Here is a 17567-nt window from a genome sequence, read left to right as displayed (position 1 = left end):
TGTATAAAACGTTTATTTAATATATTTAAACATGCTAGAATAAATTGAAAGCGATTTCTTATATAGAAATAAGAAAATGCTTTCTGAAGGGGGAGGGGATAGAAGTGATTACATTTTTAGTGTCAATCGTCGTATTGATAATCGGTTATTTTACATATGGAAAGTTAATTGAAAAGATATTTGGAGTAAATTATTCGAGAAAGACACCAGCTTATGTGAATCAAGATGGGATAGATTATGTACCTATGGATAGGCGAAAGAATTCTATGATTCAATTACTTAATATTGGTCCTATATTCGGACCAATATTAGGTGCTTTATATGGTCCAGTTGCATTTGTCTGGATTGTGATAGGAGCGATTTTTGCAGGAGCCGTTCATGATTATCTTACAGGGATGATTTCTATACGAAATAAAGGGGCGCATATTCCTGAATTAGCAGGGAAATTTTTAGGGAATGCAATGAGACATATTGTAAATGTTTTTTCATTGTTACTTTTAGTATTAGTAGGAACTGTATTTATAACAACGCCAGCATCATTACTTGATATTGTATTGCAAGGAAAAGTGTCAATAACTATTATTTTATCTGTAATTTTCATATATTACATTTTATCGACTATCTTACCGATTGATAAAATTATTGGTAAAATTTATCCGGTATTAGGTGCATTATTGCTAATAAGTGCTATTGGCATAGGGGGAATGATGATAATAAAAGGTTCTCCTATTCCAGAGCTAACGTTTGAAAATATGCATCCAGACAATGCACCTATTTTCCCATTATTAATGTTGACGATTACGTGTGGTGCCTTATCAGGATTCCACGCAACACAATCACCAATTATTTCACGTACACTTCAAACGGAGAAACATGGCCGTTATGTATTTTTCGGTATGATGATTGCAGAAGCGATAATTGCAATGATCTGGGCAGCTGCGGCAATGAGTATTTTCTCTTACCGTGAATTAAATGAGCTAATTAAATCGGGTACACCAGCTGCGGTTGTAAGTGAAATCTCGAAGACGATGTTAGGTGCTGTGGGTGGCACAATAGCTGTTCTTGGTGTCATTGTATTACCAATTACATCTGGAGACACAGCATTCCGTGCGGCACGTTCTATTATTGCGGATTACTTCCATTTCAATCAAACAAAATTAAAAAATCGCTTAATTATTGCGATTCCATTATTTGTTATTGCATATGGTTTAACGAAAATTGACTTTACACTATTATGGAGATATTTCTCTTGGGCTAACCAATCGACTGCAGCCATTGCGTTATGGATTGGAACGATGTATTTATTTATAAAAGGAAAACAGTATATCGTTTCTTTAATTCCAGCGATATTTATGACGCTCATGACAGTTGTTTATATTTTAAATGCGAAAATTGGTTTTAATATTCAGCTAAATACATCGTATATTGTAGGTGCGGTTATTACAGTTATTTTAACTGCTGTATTCTTTATGAAAGCTGTAAGGAATAGAAGAGAGAATATTGAGGTGGATGTACAATTAGAGAAAGAAGCTGTGTAGAGATTTTCTACACAGCTTTTTTGAAACAAGAAAAAATTACCAATAAATATGTTGAAATAACATTGTCATATAACAAGGGGGATTCGTTTGATGGAAAAAGAGCATCTTGCTAAAGTAGATTTAACGAAAAGAATTGATTCGAAATTTAAGTACAATAAGAAACTTGAAAAATATCAAATGCGTTTATTGGCACTACAACAAATATTAAAAGAAGAGAAAATAGCCGTTATGATGGTTATGGAAGGTTGGGATGCGGCAGGTAAAGGCGGAGCAATTAAGCGAGTGACTGAACATCTTGATCCACGCGGATTCCAAGTAAATCTAATTGGAGCGCCTGCTCCTCATGAAAAACGGTATCATTATTTGCAACGTTTTTGGCGGAAACTTCCTCAGTACGGGCAAATTACTATATTCGACCGTTCATGGTATGGGCGTGTATTAGTTGAACGTGTTGAAGGCTTTGCTACAAACGAAGAGTGGACGAGAGCGTATGATGAAATTAATGATTTCGAAAAACTATTAACAGATGATCATTACATAATAGGAAAGTTTTTCTATCATATTAGTAAAGATGAGCAGTTAAAGAGATTTACAGAAAGAGAGAACAACCCTCTTAAAAGGTGGAAAATTACAGATGAAGACTGGCGAAATCGTGAAAAATGGGATGAGTATGTCGAAGCAATAGAAGACATGTTTGAAAATACAAATAAGCCGAATGCAAAATGGCATATTATCGCGAGTAATGATAAATTATACGCCCGTTTGAAAACATTGAAAGTAATTATTTCATTAATTGAGGATTATTTCTTAGAGCATAATATAGAATTACCTTCTTATTATAATGAAATAAAAGAAGGAAAGAAAAAGAAAATTGAATCTGTGCAAGATGCAGGAGTCAAATAGTAAAAAGGTTTGTATAGGAAATATGAAGGGAAGCTGTCTTGTAATTTGGTTTTACCAAATTACAAGACAGCTTTTTAGTTGGAAGTATTTTATATATTTATATAAAGCGAGTGTACCAATTATTTTAGTTTGTGCTGTAGTAAGTTTGTTGTTTTAGGAAGGGGAAGCTTTAAGAAAGAGTAGTAGGGGAATAGGCTAAATATGAATCGCATTTTAATTATGGAACGTTAGCTGTCAAAAAAATTTATAGAGTTATTTTGGGAACTCCTCGGTAATGGGCGAAACGTAAACCGTGGAGTTCTTTATTTTGTGATTATAGGCATATGTATCACTGTCATTAAGTATTTGCTTTCATTCATTATCCGTCAAGATCAAGTTTTCGAAGTTTAGAAAGATAAACTGAATAATATTAATAAGATGTATAATTTTTTTTTACATGTCATGAATGGGCACGTATCAAGTTCAAATAACGGATGCATAATATTATTTTCATAGGATTTTAAATATATTTTTCAAAGGGGTGTTCTTTAAATGTTTATAAAACCTATAAATTTAGCGATTCGATTTTTTCTAGAATTATGTGCTCTTGCATCACTATGTTACTGGGGCTTTCAATTTTGGGAAAGTGTATATGTGAAATTTATTTTTGGCATTGGCTCACCACTACTTTTTGCGACAATATGGGGGGTTTTCATTGCACCTAAAGCATCATTAAAACTGCCAGAACCATATAGGTTTATGTTGGAAATCATATTGTTTGGAGTTACCTCAGTTGCTCTATATGTTGTTGATCAAATAACCTGAGCTATTATTCTTGGAATGGTATTTGTAATAAATCGCACTTTAATCATTATTTGGAAACAATAATTTTTTTGCTAAGTTTCTTCACGAAAGGAACTTAGCATTATTTAAGGTGTAGGAGTAACGAAATATGGATAAATTTAAGCGCTTTAAATTTTGGGATTTTGTTGTTTTATAGTACATTAACAAGAGATATTAGTTTCATAGGGAGGGTGAGGAAATGATAGATACAGCAGATGCTTTAATAAGTAAGCGTATGTATACAGAAGAAGAGCAACAAAAATTATATAAATGAACGTTAATAATCGTAAGTATTTCACAAATGTTTGGTGGAGCGGGGTTAGCTGCTGGTATTACAGTAGGTGCACTTCTTGCACAGCAAATGCTTGGGACAGATGCATATGCAGGATTACCGGCTGCTATGTTTACAATGGGATCTGCGGTAGCCGCTTTCTTTGTTGGGAAGTTATCGCAAAAATATGGTCGCCGAATAGGACTTGCAACAGGGTTTATAGTAGGGGGGCTAGGGGCTATTGGAGTTGTATTGGCTGCGTTAACAAATAGTATTATTCTTTTACTAGTTTCTTTACTCATATACGGTGCAGGTACAGCGACGAATCTACAAGCTCGTTATGCTGGTACCGATTTAGCAGATAAGAAGCAGCGAGCAACTGCTATTAGTATTACGATGGTTATGACGACTTTTGGTGCGGTAGCTGGTCCAAATTTAGTAGGCGTAATGGGAGATTTTGCCCATTCAATTGGAATTCCTAACCTTGCTGGTCCGTTCATATTATCAGCAGCGGCATTTATACTTGCGGGTCTTGTTCTTTTTGTTATGCTTCGTCCAGATCCGTTAATTATTGCTAACATAATAGAAAGATATAAACAGGAACATACATATAAAGGGCAACCAGTAACAGAAGAAATGATAGAAAATAAACGTGGTGTTACTGTTGGAGCAATCGTAATGATACTTACTCAAATAGTGATGGTTGCGATTATGACGATGACTCCAGTTCACATGGGACACCACGGTCATGGATTAAGTGCAGTAGGTCTCGTGATTGGTTTTCATGTAGGTGCAATGTACCTTCCATCACTTGTTACAGGAATGTTAATTGATAAAATTGGCCGTACTAAGATGAGTATAGCTGGTGGGGGGATTTTACTTGCAGCGGGTGTCATAGCTGCGATAGCACCGAGTGATTCTTTACTATTATTAATTGTTGCTCTTTCTTTACTTGGATTAGGATGGAATCTCGGATTGATTAGTGGTACAGCACAAATCGTTGACTCCACAACTCCTTCTACACGTGCTAAAACACAAGGGAAAATAGATGTTTTTATTGCGTTAGCCGGAGCTTCAGGTGGAGCGATGTCAGGAATGGTAGTAGCTAATTCCAGTTATGCGGCATTATCATTAGCGGGAGGGGCTGTAGCCTTACTGTTTATTCCTGTTGTGATATGGTCTCGGACAGGTAAATAAAATTTAGATAAAAGAAGCGGCGTTCAAAGGGAGATAATCAATCTTTGAATGCCGCTTTTTTGTGATCAACTAATAGTCTAACTGGAATCGTTGATATAATTTTATTTACCGTAATGTTAGTTGTATAAAAGGAAATTTCAGTTTAAATCCCACTCCACAATAAGCCCTAAATGCATACATCCATCGCCAAATCCCTACAGTAAAAGTGTATCTCCATTATTTAATTTTCCTTCTTTTCTAAATCTTTATTAGATAATATTTGATTTGGAACATAAGTACCAATTGCAGTAATACGAGATTGAGAATTCATAAGAACATCTCCTAACTTGTTTTTATAATCTGATACTAATATTAGATCATAAAAATGTGGATAAAGATTTTCTGTTTAATAAAATTAATATATTTTAATAAACGGAAAGGGATTTGAGGAGTGATGTCCAAATAATATACGGAAAGCTTCTAAATTTGATAATGAAGGGGTTTGAGATTCTTGAAAAGAATCGTATATGTATTGTCTCTTGTTTTAATTTGTAGCTTTACTTATTTTATTTTACCAGAGAAACCTTATGCTTGTGATTGTACTAAAGCATCACCAGAAGAGAGGTTACAACAAAATGATGTAGTGTTTGAAGGTAAGGTATTAGAAGTTCAAGAGAAGGACGGAAGAATGAAAACATTATTTGAAGTGAAGAAAATTTGGAAAGGGACAAGTTCTTCGCAAATTATTATATATACAAGCAGTAGTAGTAGTTGTGCGTTTCGTTTTGCAGAGGGAGGAGAGTACCTAGTGTTCACTTCTCATAGAGGAGAAGTGAAACTGTTGGAGACATCTAGCTGCAGTGGAACGAAGAGATTAGATGAGGCAGAGATAGAGAAAATGGCTTTACGTCATATTGCAAAAGAGTCTGTTCCAACGAAGAAAGTGAATTTAAAAGGGGATATGGTGAGCGGCTTAAGTTTGTGGCAAGTTGTGGTTATTGTTATAGGTGTATTATTCATTGTAGCTGTGGTTATTTTTATTGTGAAAAGAATTCGCAAAAAATGACGATTAAAGTAAAAATATAAAGATTTTCTTTCGGTTTCTATAGGTGGTTTAATCTTGTGAAAGCGAATTACTTATGCTACACTTTATGTAACTTAAAATGAACGGAGGGGCTTCCTTTGATCTTAATCAGATTACGTCTCAATACTTTGTGCCGATAATTGAATAGCGCTCAAAGGCTCTGTCTGTGTACAGAGTGAACGGGATTGGTCTGCCTATTTTAAAGGAACCCTTTATTAAGCTTATATGTGAAAAAGAGGGAGGGACGAATACGCCCTCTTTTTGTTTTGCCTTTATAAATAGAATGGGATAGTATAGGTGAACACTTGTTGGATACGTATACTATCTTGGGACTTTTTGACCATGTATAGGACGAAAGCACTGCTTTCTTCTATTTCTTTGGTGAACCCTTATCCGTTTACAAAAACACAGGCAGTGACCTGTGTTTTTTATTTTGCGTAATCGAAATGGAGGAATAAATATATGGAAGAATTATTACAAAGAGCAATATTAGTTGGAGTAAATTTAGGTAAGGAAGCTGATTTTGCATATTCGATGGAAGAGTTAGCAAATCTTACGGAAGCTTGTGATGTGGAAGTAATCGGTCAAGTGACGCAAAATTTACAACGAGTAAATCCGTCGCATTATATTGGAAAAGGGAAGATTGAAGAAGTAGCAGCGTATGTGAAAGAAGCAGATGCAAATATGGTCATCTTTAATGACGAATTATCTCCTTCACAAATTCGAAATTTAGAAGAGGATTTAGATTGTAAAGTAATTGATCGTACCATTTTAATTTTAGATATCTTTGCGCAACGTGCGAAAACGAAAGAAGCGCAGTTGCAAGTAGAAGTGGCCCATCTTCAGTACATGATGCCTCGTTTAATCGGTCTTCGTGAATCTTTAGGAAGACAAAGCGGGGGAGTTGGCACGAAAAATAAAGGTGTCGGTGAGAAGAAGTTGGAATTAGATCGTCGTAAAATTGAAGAACAAATTGCGGCTCTAAATAAAGAATTAGAAGCACTTGTTGCACAGCGCCAAACGCAGCGTAAACAACGTAAGAAAAATGAAATTCCAGTTGTGTCGTTAGTAGGATATACGAATGCAGGTAAATCAACGATAATGAATACAATGCTTGAAATTTTTAATGGTACTGTAGGGAAACAAGTATTTGAAAAAGATATGTTATTTGCGAAGTTAGAGACATCTGTACGAAATATTGATTTGCCGGATAATAAATCATTTTTATTAACGGATACTGTTGGATTTGTAAGTAAATTACCGCATCATCTTGTGAAAGCATTCCGTTCAACTCTAGAGGAAGTGGCGGAAGCAGATTTACTTATTCACGTTGTAGATTACTCAAATCCCAATTATGAGCAATTAATTGATATTACAAATGAAACGTTAAAGAAAATTGGCGTGGAAAATATCCCGACGATTTATGCATACAACAAATCAGATTTGGTAGATGTTGAAATTCCGAAAGTGCAAGAAGATCGCGTTTATCTATCTGCGAAGAAACATGTTGGAATTGAAGAGCTTGTAGAAGTAGTTCGTTCACACATTTATAAAGAGTATACGAAGTGTGAAATGTTAATTCCGTATGATCAAGGGCAGGTAGTTTCGTATTTCAACAATCATGCACACGTTTTATCTACGAGTTATGAAAACGAAGGTACGAAAATGGCACTAGAATGTAAGACGAGTGATTATGAGAAATATAAGCGTTTTTCTATTTAATAAAAAAAGGCGATCCTAATATGTTTTAGGATCGTCTTTTTCTTCATAGTTGCAAGCCTTCCTTTCGTTCTGCCTTAGTATAAAAGAAAATACAAAGAGTTCATATAAATAAATCCGACAAAGCACATAGAAAAAATATATTTTTTTAGAAGTTGAATTTCTGGAAAAAGAAATGAAACCAGTATAGAATAGAAATGTTTCAAAACTCAGAATTTATTCTGAGTAAAGTCTAAATTTATTACACTAACTGTAATAAATATATATTTTGTACAGGAAGGAGAAATACACATATGCAGGCAGTTTCACAAAAAAATACAGTAGAAACACCGACAATATATCGAATATTATTTGCGATTAGTTTCGGACATTTTTTGAATGATTCGATGCAAGCAGTTGTGCCAGCTTTGTTTCCTATTTTGGAAAAAACGATGAATTTATCCTATATGCAAGTAGGGTGGATTGCGTTTGCGTTAAATATGACGTCATCGATTATGCAGCCGGTTTTTGGGATGTATTCAGATAAGAAGCCGTCACCATTTTTATTACCGCTCGGTATGTTTTCGAGTATGCTTGGGATGATTGGACTCGCATTTGCACCGAACTTTATAGTTGTTATTATTTCTGTTTTATTTATTGGATTAGGTTCCGCGGTCTTTCATCCGGAGGGCGCTCGTGTTGCTTACATGGCAGCCGGTGCAAAACGAGGTTTAGCACAAGCGATTTATCAAGTGGGGGGAAATACAGGGAATTCTCTAGCACCTATTTTTACAGCATTAATTTTCGTTCCGCTCGGTCAAATTGGTTCTTTAGGTTTTACAGCCTTTGCAGCAGTTGGAATTGTATTACTAATTTTCGTATCAAATTGGTATAAAAATGAATTAGCCACTGGTGCTGTAAGAAGGAAAAAGAGGGCTGCACTTGAGGCTGAAAATGCGATTGTAAGTACGCACATTAAATTTGTTATTATACTTCTTGTTTTTCTAACATTCGTACGTTCTTGGTACGGTGCTGGTATCGGGAATTTCTATCAATTTTATTTAATAGAGCATTACGGTTTATCTATAAAAAATGCACAGTATTTCGTCTTCGCTTTTATGATTGCTGGTGTATTAGGTACTTTCTTTGGTGGTCCGCTAGCGGATCGATTCGGTAAGAAAAAGATTATTGTCTTTTCGATGCTCGGTTCAGCGCCGCTTGCACTATTGTTACCTCACGTTTCTCTTATGTGGGTTGTACCGTTATTTTTATGCATTGGATTTATTAGCTCTAGTAGTTTTAGTGTAATCGTTGTATATGCACAAGAACTTGTTCCAGGGAAAGTTGGAATGGTATCAGGATTAATTGTCGGTCTTGCGTTTGGTCTTGGAGCATTAGGTGCTGTAGTCCTTGGGAAATTGGCTGATGTGTATAGTCTTCAGTTTATTATGCTATTATGTAGTTGTTTACCATTAATTGGACTGACTTCATTGTTACTGCCAAATGACAAGAAAAAGATAGAATAGGGGATGTGCTATGAAAGTATGTGAAAACGTTACAGAATTAATAGGAGATACACCTGTTGTCCGATTATCTAAATTTATTCCAGAGGACGCAGCGGATGTGTATGTAAAACTGGAAATGTTTAATCCGTCACGCAGTGTGAAAGATCGCGCTGCCTATAACTTAATTCATATTGCCGAGGAACATGGTCTCATTAAGCCAGGTGATACAATTATTGAACCGACAAGTGGAAATACAGGAATTGGCTTAGCGATGAATGCAGCTGCTAAAGGGTATAAAGCTATTTTAATTATGCCAGATAATATGTCCAAAGAGCGTATTAATTTATTGAAAGCATACGGCGCAGAAGTAGTTTTAACACCTGCAGAACAAAGAATGCCAGGAGCAATTGCGAAGGCGGTAGAGTTACAAAAAGAAATTCCAAATAGTTTTATTCCGCAGCAATTTGAAAACCCAGCAAATCCGAATATTCATCGTTATACGACTGCACTTGAAATTTATGAACAAATGGATGGAGAACTTGATGCATTTGTAGCAACCGCAGGAACAGGTGGAACAATTACAGGGACCGGTGAAACGTTAAAAGAGAAACTACCAAACTTATATATTGCCGTAGTAGAACCGAAAGGATCACCAGTGTTATCTGGTGGTGTTCCAGGCCCTCATAAACTAGTCGGAACAAGCCCAGGGTTTATTCCCAAAAACTTAAATACAGAAGTGTATAACGAAATTATGCAAATTGCAGATGAAGAGGCATTAACTACAATGAGGAACTTGGCAAGACAAGAAGGATTACTAGTAGGGCCATCTTCAGGAGCTTCTGTTTACGCAGCAATAATGATAGCGAAGCGTTTAGGTGCTGGTAAAAAGGTTTTATGTATTGCACCTGATACAGGGGAGCGCTATTTAAGTATGGGGCTATTTGAATAAAATTGATGGAAACACCTTAAATGAGAAAAAGGTAACAAGGGGGCAGTTATGGGGTTTTTTAATAGGTTTTTCAAAAAAGTTGAACAAGTAAATAATCATGAGGCGACTCTATCAGAATTGAATGAAGAATTATATGTTGAATCACCGATAGAAGAAGCAAATAGTTATTGGGTATCCATAGCACAAAATATAATTATTAATGCTGTAAAAGCAGCTGATAATAATGTGGAACGTGCATTCGTATTACTGAACTTGAAAAAAAGTGAAGCTTCATTTGATATTTTCTATCAAATAAACGGGCAATTGTATTTTTGGGATCAATTAGAAAATGAGAATATAAAAAATAGAATTCAGAACGAGTTGTTACCTCAAGCCTCAGAAGTTTCAAATGCAGTAAATCAGCAATTTAATGAAGCTGAACATCCTGCAATTTCCTTTGCAGAATTACAATTTGAATGGGAAACAAAAGCGTGGTTTTCACATATTATCTGGGAAGATGATCCTGCCGCACAATTGCCAAAAACTCAAATGTTAAATGAGTGGTTTAACTTAATCAAAAAGGAAACTAAGAATAAACCGCTGGATAGTGACACGAAATTCTCTTGGTATCCATCAAACTCTTAAAAAATCTAATAATATTTGAAATAAGTGTCATGTTATGATGTTGTAAATTAGGCGGAATTAGAGGAGATTAAAATTTCATTGTTAAAAAAAGTGGAGCCTCAAGATGCTATTCTTGAGGCTCCACTTTTTTGTTGATAAAACAAGCTTCATGCATTTAAAGAACTACAAAATTTCCAATATAAGAACCGCAGTTAATTTTCAAAATTTACTCTGCTATTTGTGGGCTAATAATCAGTAGGGGACGGACAAAACACCCACTGATTATAGTTTCATGTTATCTTACTAACTTCCCTAATACGGGTAAACGTTGAATACGATTACCGAGAATATGCGAAGCAAGTCCACTTGTTAATACGAATAAAAGATAAACAAGTCCTCCTGCTGATGCGCATATAAATACAATAATCAGTGATTCTACATAAGATTGGCCAGGAATAATCCAGCTTATAAATGCTCTTAATACGATCACAACAGCAGACATTGCTGCGGAGTAAATCGTAATAAGAAATACTGTTTTTGCTGTTTCGCCAATTTTAAATTTCGCAAACTTAACAATGCAGTACAACATAATAATATTTGAAACGAGATATCCAAGAATTGTCCCAAGTACAGCACCATGTCCACCGAATAAATGTAAGAGCGGTGTGTTCACCACAATTTTAACGAGAATACCGGCTGAGAATGCAATCATTGTTTTTCTTTGATAATCAATTCCTTGTAATATAGCGGCTGAAACTGTGAAAATTGCACTTAATACAGCAGAAGGTGCAAATGAAATTAAATATTGTGATCCACCAAGTGCAATTTCAGGATTTACATAAACCATGCGGAATGCATCGTAAGCGATACTAGCAAGACCGAATGCGGCTGGGATAGTGAAGAATAACAACACTTGAAATATCTTTGAAATTTGTCCTTGTAATTCATCTAGCTTCCCGCTTGTAAATGATTTCGTTATAGCCGGAATAATTGTTAATGAGAATCCAGTTGCAAGTGAAGCCGGAATCATAATTAACTTTTGGGCATAGTTCGTTATATAAGCGAAAACTGCATTCGCGGTTTCTAAAGGTTCTCCCATCGCTCTAAGGACATCAGCTACGGTATATTGATCTACTAACGTATAGAGCGGGATTGCAATGCCTACAAATACAATTGGAATTGCATAACGTAGTAATTCCATATAAATACTTCTTAACGGAATGTTTGATGATCTCGTTTTCAGCTCACCTTCAGGAGGTTTTAATCCATTATATTTTTTCCAGTACATCATTAAAATAGAGACGCTTGCAAGTGCCCCGATAACAGCACCAAATGTAGCAACTGCAACAGAAGAAGCTACTGAACCTCCTAATAGTTTTGAGACGATAAAACTACCAACTAAAATGAAAACGACACGTGCGATTTGTTCTACGACTTGAGAAACAGCACTTGGTTTCATATGTTGAAAACCTTGGAAATAACCACGTGTAACACTCATAGCTGGTACGATAATAAGCGCGAAGCTTAATGCTCGCATCGTAAGTGTTACGTCTGCGATAAATTGTGGATCTGGTGTTTTCGAGCGAATAATAAATTGTGATATGTACGGTGCTCCAATAAATAAAGTTAAAAATCCTAAAAAGCCCATAAACATCATTAATTTTACGCTCGAGTTATACAATTTTTTACTTGTACTATAATCACCAAGTGCATTATGTTTTGCAACAAATTTTGAGACGGCAATAGGAATACCAGCTGTTGAAAAGCTTAATAAAATACCGTACCAAGAGTATGCGTATCCATATAAAGCGACCCCTTGCGTTCCAACTAATAATTGAAAGGGGAAAAAGTATATAAAACCTAAAATTCGTGAAATCATTGTTGCACCACTTAATAAAGCGGTACCTTTTAAAACTTTTGAAGTAGACAAAATTCTTTCCTCCTACTCGTGCTGTCTTGCATTTATCGTATACTACTATAAACCTGCTAGAGAAGTTAATACAGTATAAACCATAAATGTTCTAATACTATTCATACAAAAGTCATATTTTGAATTTTTAAATAGAATGTAATGCATAAAATTTCAAAATATAAGTTGACACTATTTTTAATGTATGATAAAAATGATAGTAATCAATTCGGAAAATAATATTTGGGCAATGAAAGGGTATAGTAGTGAATATCTCCCTATTTCAGAGAGCTGATGGTTGGTGTGAATCAGTATATAGATTATTCATGAAGTTCGTCCTGGAGCATCTTTCATAAATCTCACATTATGAGGAAATGAAAGACGGTAGTTTATACCGTTATCAAATAAAGTGGTGAAGATTGTTTCACAACTAGGGTGGTACCGCGATATTTATCGTCCCTACGTATTTACGTAGGGACGTTTTTTATTTAGGTCCTAATTTTGGTGTGGCTTCATAACTAGGGTGGTACCGCGATATTTTATCGTCCCTACGTATTTGCGTAGGGACGTTTTTTATTTAGGTCTTACTTTTGTTGTATCTTCATAACTAGGGTGGTACCGCGATATTTTTGTCGTCCCTACGTATTTACGTAGGGGCGTTTTTTTATTATTAGGGAGGAAGTGAACGTATTAGAAAAGAGTATGGATAGAACAATATAAATACCGGATTGTAAAACAGAAAAAGATAAAGAGAGGAGATTAACAAATGAATTCACAGCAATGGACATCGAAATTAGGTTTCGTATTAGCTGCAGCAGGTTCAGCAATTGGTCTAGGGGCGATTTGGAAGTTCCCGTATATGGCCGGAATTGGAGGGGGCGGCGCGTTTTTCCTTATTTTCATCGGTTTCACATTATTAATTGGTTTACCGCTATTATTAGCTGAGTTCGTTATCGGAAGAAGTACACAAAAAGAGGCCGTTGATGCATATAGAGAAATCGCACCAAAAACATTATGGCCATGGTTAGGGAAGTTAGGGATTGTAACATGTTTCATATTACTTTCTTTCTACAGTGTTGTAGGAGGATGGATTATATTATACTTATGGAATGCAATTACAGGTAGACTATGGGAAGGAAATGGAGCATACGAAGCTACGTTTGGTGAAATCATTTCCAATCCGTATTTAGCAGTTGGATCACAGCTATTATTCATCCTTATTACTATTTTCATCGTAAGTAAAGGTGTACAAAATGGTGTTGAAAAAGTAAATAAATATTTCATGCCAGCGCTATTCGTTTTATTCTTCGTATTAATTGTTCGTGCACTTACGTTAGACGGTGCTGGAGAAGGAGTTCGATTCTTCTTACAACCTGATTTCTCAAACGTAACATCAGAAATCATTTTATATGCAATGGGGCAATCGTTCTTCTCGCTATCCGTCGGTGTAGCCGTTATGGTAACGTATAGCTCATACTTACCGAAAGAAGAAAGTTTACCGCGTTCAGCATTTTCTATCGTAGCTTTAACACTTGTTATTACATTACTTGCAGGGCTAGCGATTTTCCCAGTTGTATTCGCATTTGGAATGGAACCATCTCAAGGGCCGGGGCTATTGTTTATCGTACTGCCAGCTATTTTCAGTAAAATGGCGTTCGGGAAATTATTCTTCATTGTTTTCTTATTACTATTCTTCTTTGCTACTATTACATCAGCAATTTCGATGTTAGAAATTAGTGTTGCGTCTTTAACAACTAAAGGTAAAAGTAAAGGGAAACGTGAAAAAATGGCATTAATTGTTGGCTTGTTAATCTTTGTTGTAGGGGTTCCATCAGCCTTATCATTCGGTTTGTTAAGTGATGTGAAACCATTTGGGAAAACAATTTTTGATTTAGCAGACTATGCGGTTAGTAACATACTAATGCCACTTGGTGTTTTATTAGTTTCCATCTTTGTCCCTTTAAAAATGAAGAAAGATGTATTAATGAAAGAACTTGGTGTAAGTAAAAATAAAGGCTATAAACTGTTCGTATTATGGTTATTCTTACTTCGCTATATTGCACCAATTGCGATTATTATCGTATTCCTAAATGTACTTGGAATTATATAAAAAGGTAGCGTATCGCTCTATGATACGCTACCTTTTTATTTTGCTCTTTTTTGTAATTCGTTTACTGTTACGAACTGATAGCCCTTCTTAGATAAAGAGTCTAAAATACCTTCAATGGTCTGTAAATTTTCATTAGACTCATCATACATAGAGTGTAATAAAATGATAGAACCTGGTTTTACATTTTTACTAACATATTCAATTTTATCAGCTGTAGATATATATAAAGTATCAGGTTCAAGGTCCCATGTGATTGTTTCGATATTGTTTTTATTTAAATAATAGGGCAGACCAATTAGCTTTTTACCGTTAGGTGGTCTAAAATCAATTTCATCTGTATATCCTGTTTGACGGATTATCGAGTTCGTTTTTTCTATTTCTTCTTTAATAAAAGAAGGAGTTTTGAAAACCATTCTGTTATGAGAGTATGTATGATTTCCAAGTTGGTGTCCAGATTGTACGATATCTTCTCCTAACGATAGGTTTTTCTCTAGTTCATTTCCGATTAAAAAGAAAGTAGCTTTTGCATCGTATCGATCTAGTAGCGGTAATATTTGTTTTACATTGTTAGTAGGACCATCATCAAAAGTTAAAGCAATCACTTTTTCATTTGTTTCTACTCGGTTTGTTAAACCTCCAAACAATTGAAAACTTCTTGCGTTCATCAATTTGTATGTTCCGAATAATGCTACAGTAATAATGAATAATGTAACGATTGTAATGATTATATTCTTTTTCATAACGCAACCTCACTATACTTTTGGATTGGACTAAAAAGTATTATATCAAACTAAGTAACTTCGTGCTTTAAAAAGGATGTGGATGCAAGGGGAAGAAATTTATCATATAATAAAATGCAAAAGGTATATTAGGAGGTGTTTATATGGCGATTATAATTCAATTGCCAGACACTGCAGCGTCTCATGCAAAGCCAAGTATGGAAATGGCGATACTTTGCGTGGGGTAGACAAGTAATATACAATCGCCTAAATGAGCTCGTATCATTTTTTATATTTGGCTTTGCACCTTATTGAAATGAACCATAAAAAATAAGGGGCGAGCAGAAATGAAATACGTAAAAGCTAAGGCCGTTTTACCAGAAAGTTTAATTGCTGAAATTCAAAAGTATATACAAGGTGAAACAATTTACATTCCAAAACAAGAAACAAAACATTATAAATGGGGTACACAATCTGGAGGAAGAAAACAACTAGATGAAAGAAACAAAGCTATTAAAGAAGCGTTTAAAAGTGGAATTTCCATTCATCAACTTGCGGAGGAGCATTTTCTTTCCGGAGAAACGATTAAAAAGATTGTGTATTCTAAATGAAAATAAAAGAGTCTAGTTCAATTATTAAATTGAAGTAGACTCTTCTTGTTTTGTATCTATTGGATATGAATGGGCAAGATAATAGAAAAAATGTGCCGGCTTTTTACTAAATAGAGTATAGAGCATTTGAGTGAAAAGCAGAAAGGTGAGCATATATGAATCATCTAGGACAAATAACGATAGAACTATTTTTTGGTTTTTTTGTGCTATTGATTGCTACTAAAATATTAGGGAAGACACAAATATCTCAGTTAACGCCATTTGATTTTATTTCTGCCATAGTTCTCGGAGAATTAGTAGGAAATACTATATATGATCCGGAAATAAAAGTATGGTCTATTTTATATGCAGTACTTGTATGGGTAGTGTTAATTTATACAATAGAAGTGATAACGCAAAAATTTAGAGGGACGAGAAGTTTTTTTGAAGGCTCTCCGTCAATCATTATCCGTAATGGATATATTGACCGGGAACAACTAAGTTCAAATCATTTGGATATTAATCAACTACAACAAATGCTAAGACAACAAAAAGATATATTTTCAATCCGAGAAGTTGAATATATGATTTTGGAACCTAATGGAAACATAAGTGTTCTGAAGAAAAGCAAATATGAATCTCCTACTATAAATGATTTAAGTTTAAAACATAAACCTGTATACTTACCGATTTCATTAATTAGTGATGGTAAAGTAGTGAAAGATAATTTGAGGGAAGCAGGTTTTGATGAAGGATGGCTTTATAAACAAATAAAGCAAAAAGGGATTACTAAATTTGAAGATGTATTATATGCAGAATGGAAAACAGATGATGGTTTCTTTTGTCAGGAAATGCCTCGGTAGAACATAGTCAGAGTATGTAATGTTCATTTCTAAGTTATCTTTTACATATCAAAAAGCTGAATCATTGTATACAATAAGACTAGATCAACAATTTGTATGGAGTGATAAAGATGGAAGCTTTTATTAGAAGTGATCAATACAATTTTATAAAGTCACAAGCTTATATTTTAGCAAATGGACATGCGACGGCAAATGATAGAGGTGTAATTCAAGCGTTAAAATCACTTGCGATTGAAAAGATAATACATGTATTTGAGAATTTAACGGATGAACAGAAAGAGTTAATTGATACGGTATTAACAGTTCAAAATAGAGAAGATGCAGAATCGTTTTTAATGAAAATAAATCCGTATGTCATTCCGTTTCAAGAAGTTACAGCACAAACATTAAAAAAATTATTTCCTAAAGCGAAAAAATTAAAGCTCCCTGATATGGAAGAACTGGACATGAAAGAATTATCTTATTTAAGCTGGATTGATAAAGGGTCAAGCAGGAAATTTATTATAGCGAAAAATGATAAAAATAAGTTTGTTGGTCTGCAAGGAACATTTCAAAGTTTAAATAAAAAAAGCATTTGTTCATTATGTCATGGGCATGAAGAAGTAGGAATGTTTTTAGTTGAAATTAAAGGTGATGTACCAGGAACTTTCGTTAGAAAGGGAAACTATATTTGCAAAGATGGTGTAGCTTGTAATCATAATATGAAATCGCTTGATAAGTTACAGGATTTTATTGAGAGACTAAAGAAATAAAATAGAAGACCTCTAGTATTTGAACTGTACCCCGAATCATGGACACTTAAAAAAAGCCCCATGATTCGGGGTTTT

Annotated in this window: 15 protein-coding genes, 2 pseudogenes and 1 other annotated feature; of the genes and pseudogenes, 13 read left to right on the top strand and 4 right to left on the bottom strand. The window is 34.7% G+C overall.

Going from position 1 to position 17567, the window contains the following annotated elements; genetic code table 11:
* Window positions 1-104 precede the first annotated feature (104 nt).
* The 4 genes and pseudogenes from CQ058_RS04820 to CQ058_RS04805 all read left to right on the top strand — a co-directional run bounded on the left by CQ058_RS04820 (window position 105) and on the right by CQ058_RS04805 (window position 4731).
* Window positions 105-1538, top strand: coding sequence for a carbon starvation CstA family protein (locus tag CQ058_RS04820; protein ID WP_105589507.1), 1434 nt, complete (start codon window positions 105-107; stop codon window positions 1536-1538).
* A 90-nt stretch (window positions 1539-1628) separates the two neighbouring features.
* Entirely contained in the window at window positions 1629-2441 is an 813-nt protein-coding gene (locus CQ058_RS04815) for a polyphosphate kinase 2 family protein (protein ID WP_002189159.1), read from the top strand.
* A gap of 531 nt (window positions 2442-2972) precedes the next feature.
* Window positions 2973-3308, top strand: a pseudogene (locus CQ058_RS04810) (YrdB family protein).
* Window positions 3309-3543: 235 nt separating this feature from the next.
* Window positions 3544-4731 carry an MFS transporter gene (locus tag CQ058_RS04805; protein ID WP_258169449.1) on the top strand — a complete coding sequence of 396 codons (1188 nt, stop codon included), beginning with the start codon at window positions 3544-3546 and terminating at the stop codon, window positions 4729-4731.
* A 137-nt stretch (window positions 4732-4868) separates the two neighbouring features.
* Here CQ058_RS04805 and CQ058_RS04800 read toward each other — a convergent pair.
* Both CQ058_RS04800 and CQ058_RS04795 read right to left on the bottom strand, forming a co-directional pair.
* Window positions 4869-4970: pseudogene (locus CQ058_RS04800) on the bottom strand (ketoacyl-ACP synthase III); the annotation flags it as partial.
* Window positions 4952-5041 carry a 3-oxoacyl-ACP synthase gene (locus tag CQ058_RS04795; RefSeq protein WP_105589506.1) on the bottom strand — a complete coding sequence of 30 codons (90 nt, stop codon included), beginning with the start codon at window positions 5039-5041 and terminating at the stop codon, window positions 4952-4954. The pseudogene CQ058_RS04800 and the gene CQ058_RS04795, both read right to left, overlap by 19 nt.
* Window positions 5042-5221: 180 nt before the next feature.
* Between CQ058_RS04795 and CQ058_RS04790 the strand changes: the two genes are divergently transcribed.
* The 5 genes from CQ058_RS04790 (at window position 5222) to CQ058_RS04770 (ending at window position 10570) form a co-directional block, all read left to right on the top strand.
* Entirely contained in the window at window positions 5222-5776 is a 555-nt protein-coding gene (locus CQ058_RS04790) for a cobalt transporter CbiN (protein WP_002189162.1), read from the top strand.
* 480 nt (window positions 5777-6256) lie between these two features.
* Window positions 6257-7516, top strand: coding sequence for a GTPase HflX (gene hflX / locus CQ058_RS04785; protein ID WP_105589505.1), 1260 nt, complete (start codon window positions 6257-6259; stop codon window positions 7514-7516).
* A 290-nt stretch (window positions 7517-7806) separates the two neighbouring features.
* Window positions 7807-9018: an MFS transporter gene (locus CQ058_RS04780; protein WP_002189163.1), complete on the top strand. Its 1212-nt coding sequence runs from the start codon at window positions 7807-7809 to the stop codon at window positions 9016-9018.
* 10 nt (window positions 9019-9028) lie between these two features.
* On the top strand, window positions 9029-9946 hold the full coding sequence (gene cysK, locus CQ058_RS04775) for a cysteine synthase A (RefSeq protein ID WP_002189164.1): 918 nt from the start codon (window positions 9029-9031) through the stop codon (window positions 9944-9946).
* A 48-nt stretch (window positions 9947-9994) separates the two neighbouring features.
* Window positions 9995-10570 carry a hypothetical protein gene (locus tag CQ058_RS04770; RefSeq protein ID WP_002189165.1) on the top strand — a complete coding sequence of 192 codons (576 nt, stop codon included), beginning with the start codon at window positions 9995-9997 and terminating at the stop codon, window positions 10568-10570.
* A gap of 274 nt (window positions 10571-10844) precedes the next feature.
* On the opposite strand, the gene CQ058_RS04765 is transcribed toward CQ058_RS04770, so the two are convergent.
* Window positions 10845-12479 carry a putative polysaccharide biosynthesis protein gene (locus CQ058_RS04765; protein ID WP_002189167.1) on the bottom strand — a complete coding sequence of 545 codons (1635 nt, stop codon included), beginning with the start codon at window positions 12477-12479 and terminating at the stop codon, window positions 10845-10847.
* 220 nt (window positions 12480-12699) lie between these two features.
* Window positions 12700-12922: a binding site (T-box leader), on the top strand.
* A 302-nt stretch (window positions 12923-13224) separates the two neighbouring features.
* Between CQ058_RS04765 and CQ058_RS04760 the strand changes: the two genes are divergently transcribed.
* The gene (locus CQ058_RS04760) at window positions 13225-14568 is read left to right on the top strand and encodes a sodium-dependent transporter (RefSeq protein ID WP_002012165.1); all 1344 of its coding nucleotides are present in this window, start codon (window positions 13225-13227) and stop codon (window positions 14566-14568) included.
* A gap of 35 nt (window positions 14569-14603) precedes the next feature.
* Here CQ058_RS04760 and CQ058_RS04755 read toward each other — a convergent pair whose 3' ends face one another.
* Window positions 14604-15308: a polysaccharide deacetylase family protein gene (locus CQ058_RS04755; RefSeq protein WP_002189169.1), complete on the bottom strand. Its 705-nt coding sequence runs from the start codon at window positions 15306-15308 to the stop codon at window positions 14604-14606.
* Between the two features lie 326 nt (window positions 15309-15634).
* Between CQ058_RS04755 and CQ058_RS04750 the strand changes: the two genes are divergently transcribed.
* From CQ058_RS04750 to CQ058_RS04735, 3 genes are all read left to right on the top strand, one after another.
* Window positions 15635-15898, top strand: a complete 264-nt coding sequence (locus CQ058_RS04750; RefSeq protein WP_002189171.1) for a CD3324 family protein — start codon at window positions 15635-15637, stop codon at window positions 15896-15898.
* 155 nt (window positions 15899-16053) lie between these two features.
* Entirely contained in the window at window positions 16054-16740 is a 687-nt protein-coding gene (locus tag CQ058_RS04745; RefSeq protein WP_002126773.1) for a DUF421 domain-containing protein, read from the top strand.
* Window positions 16741-16850: 110 nt separating this feature from the next.
* Window positions 16851-17492, top strand: a complete 642-nt coding sequence (locus CQ058_RS04735; protein WP_002126776.1) for a FusB/FusC family EF-G-binding protein — start codon at window positions 16851-16853, stop codon at window positions 17490-17492.
* The last annotated feature ends 75 nt before the right edge of the window (window positions 17493-17567 follow it).

This window comes from Bacillus sp. MYb56 (genome assembly GCF_002976445.1).
GTDB classification, from domain to species: Bacteria; Bacillota; Bacilli; order Bacillales; family Bacillaceae_G; genus Bacillus_A; species Bacillus_A mycoides.
This window is presented reverse-complemented; position numbering and strand designations above follow the sequence as displayed.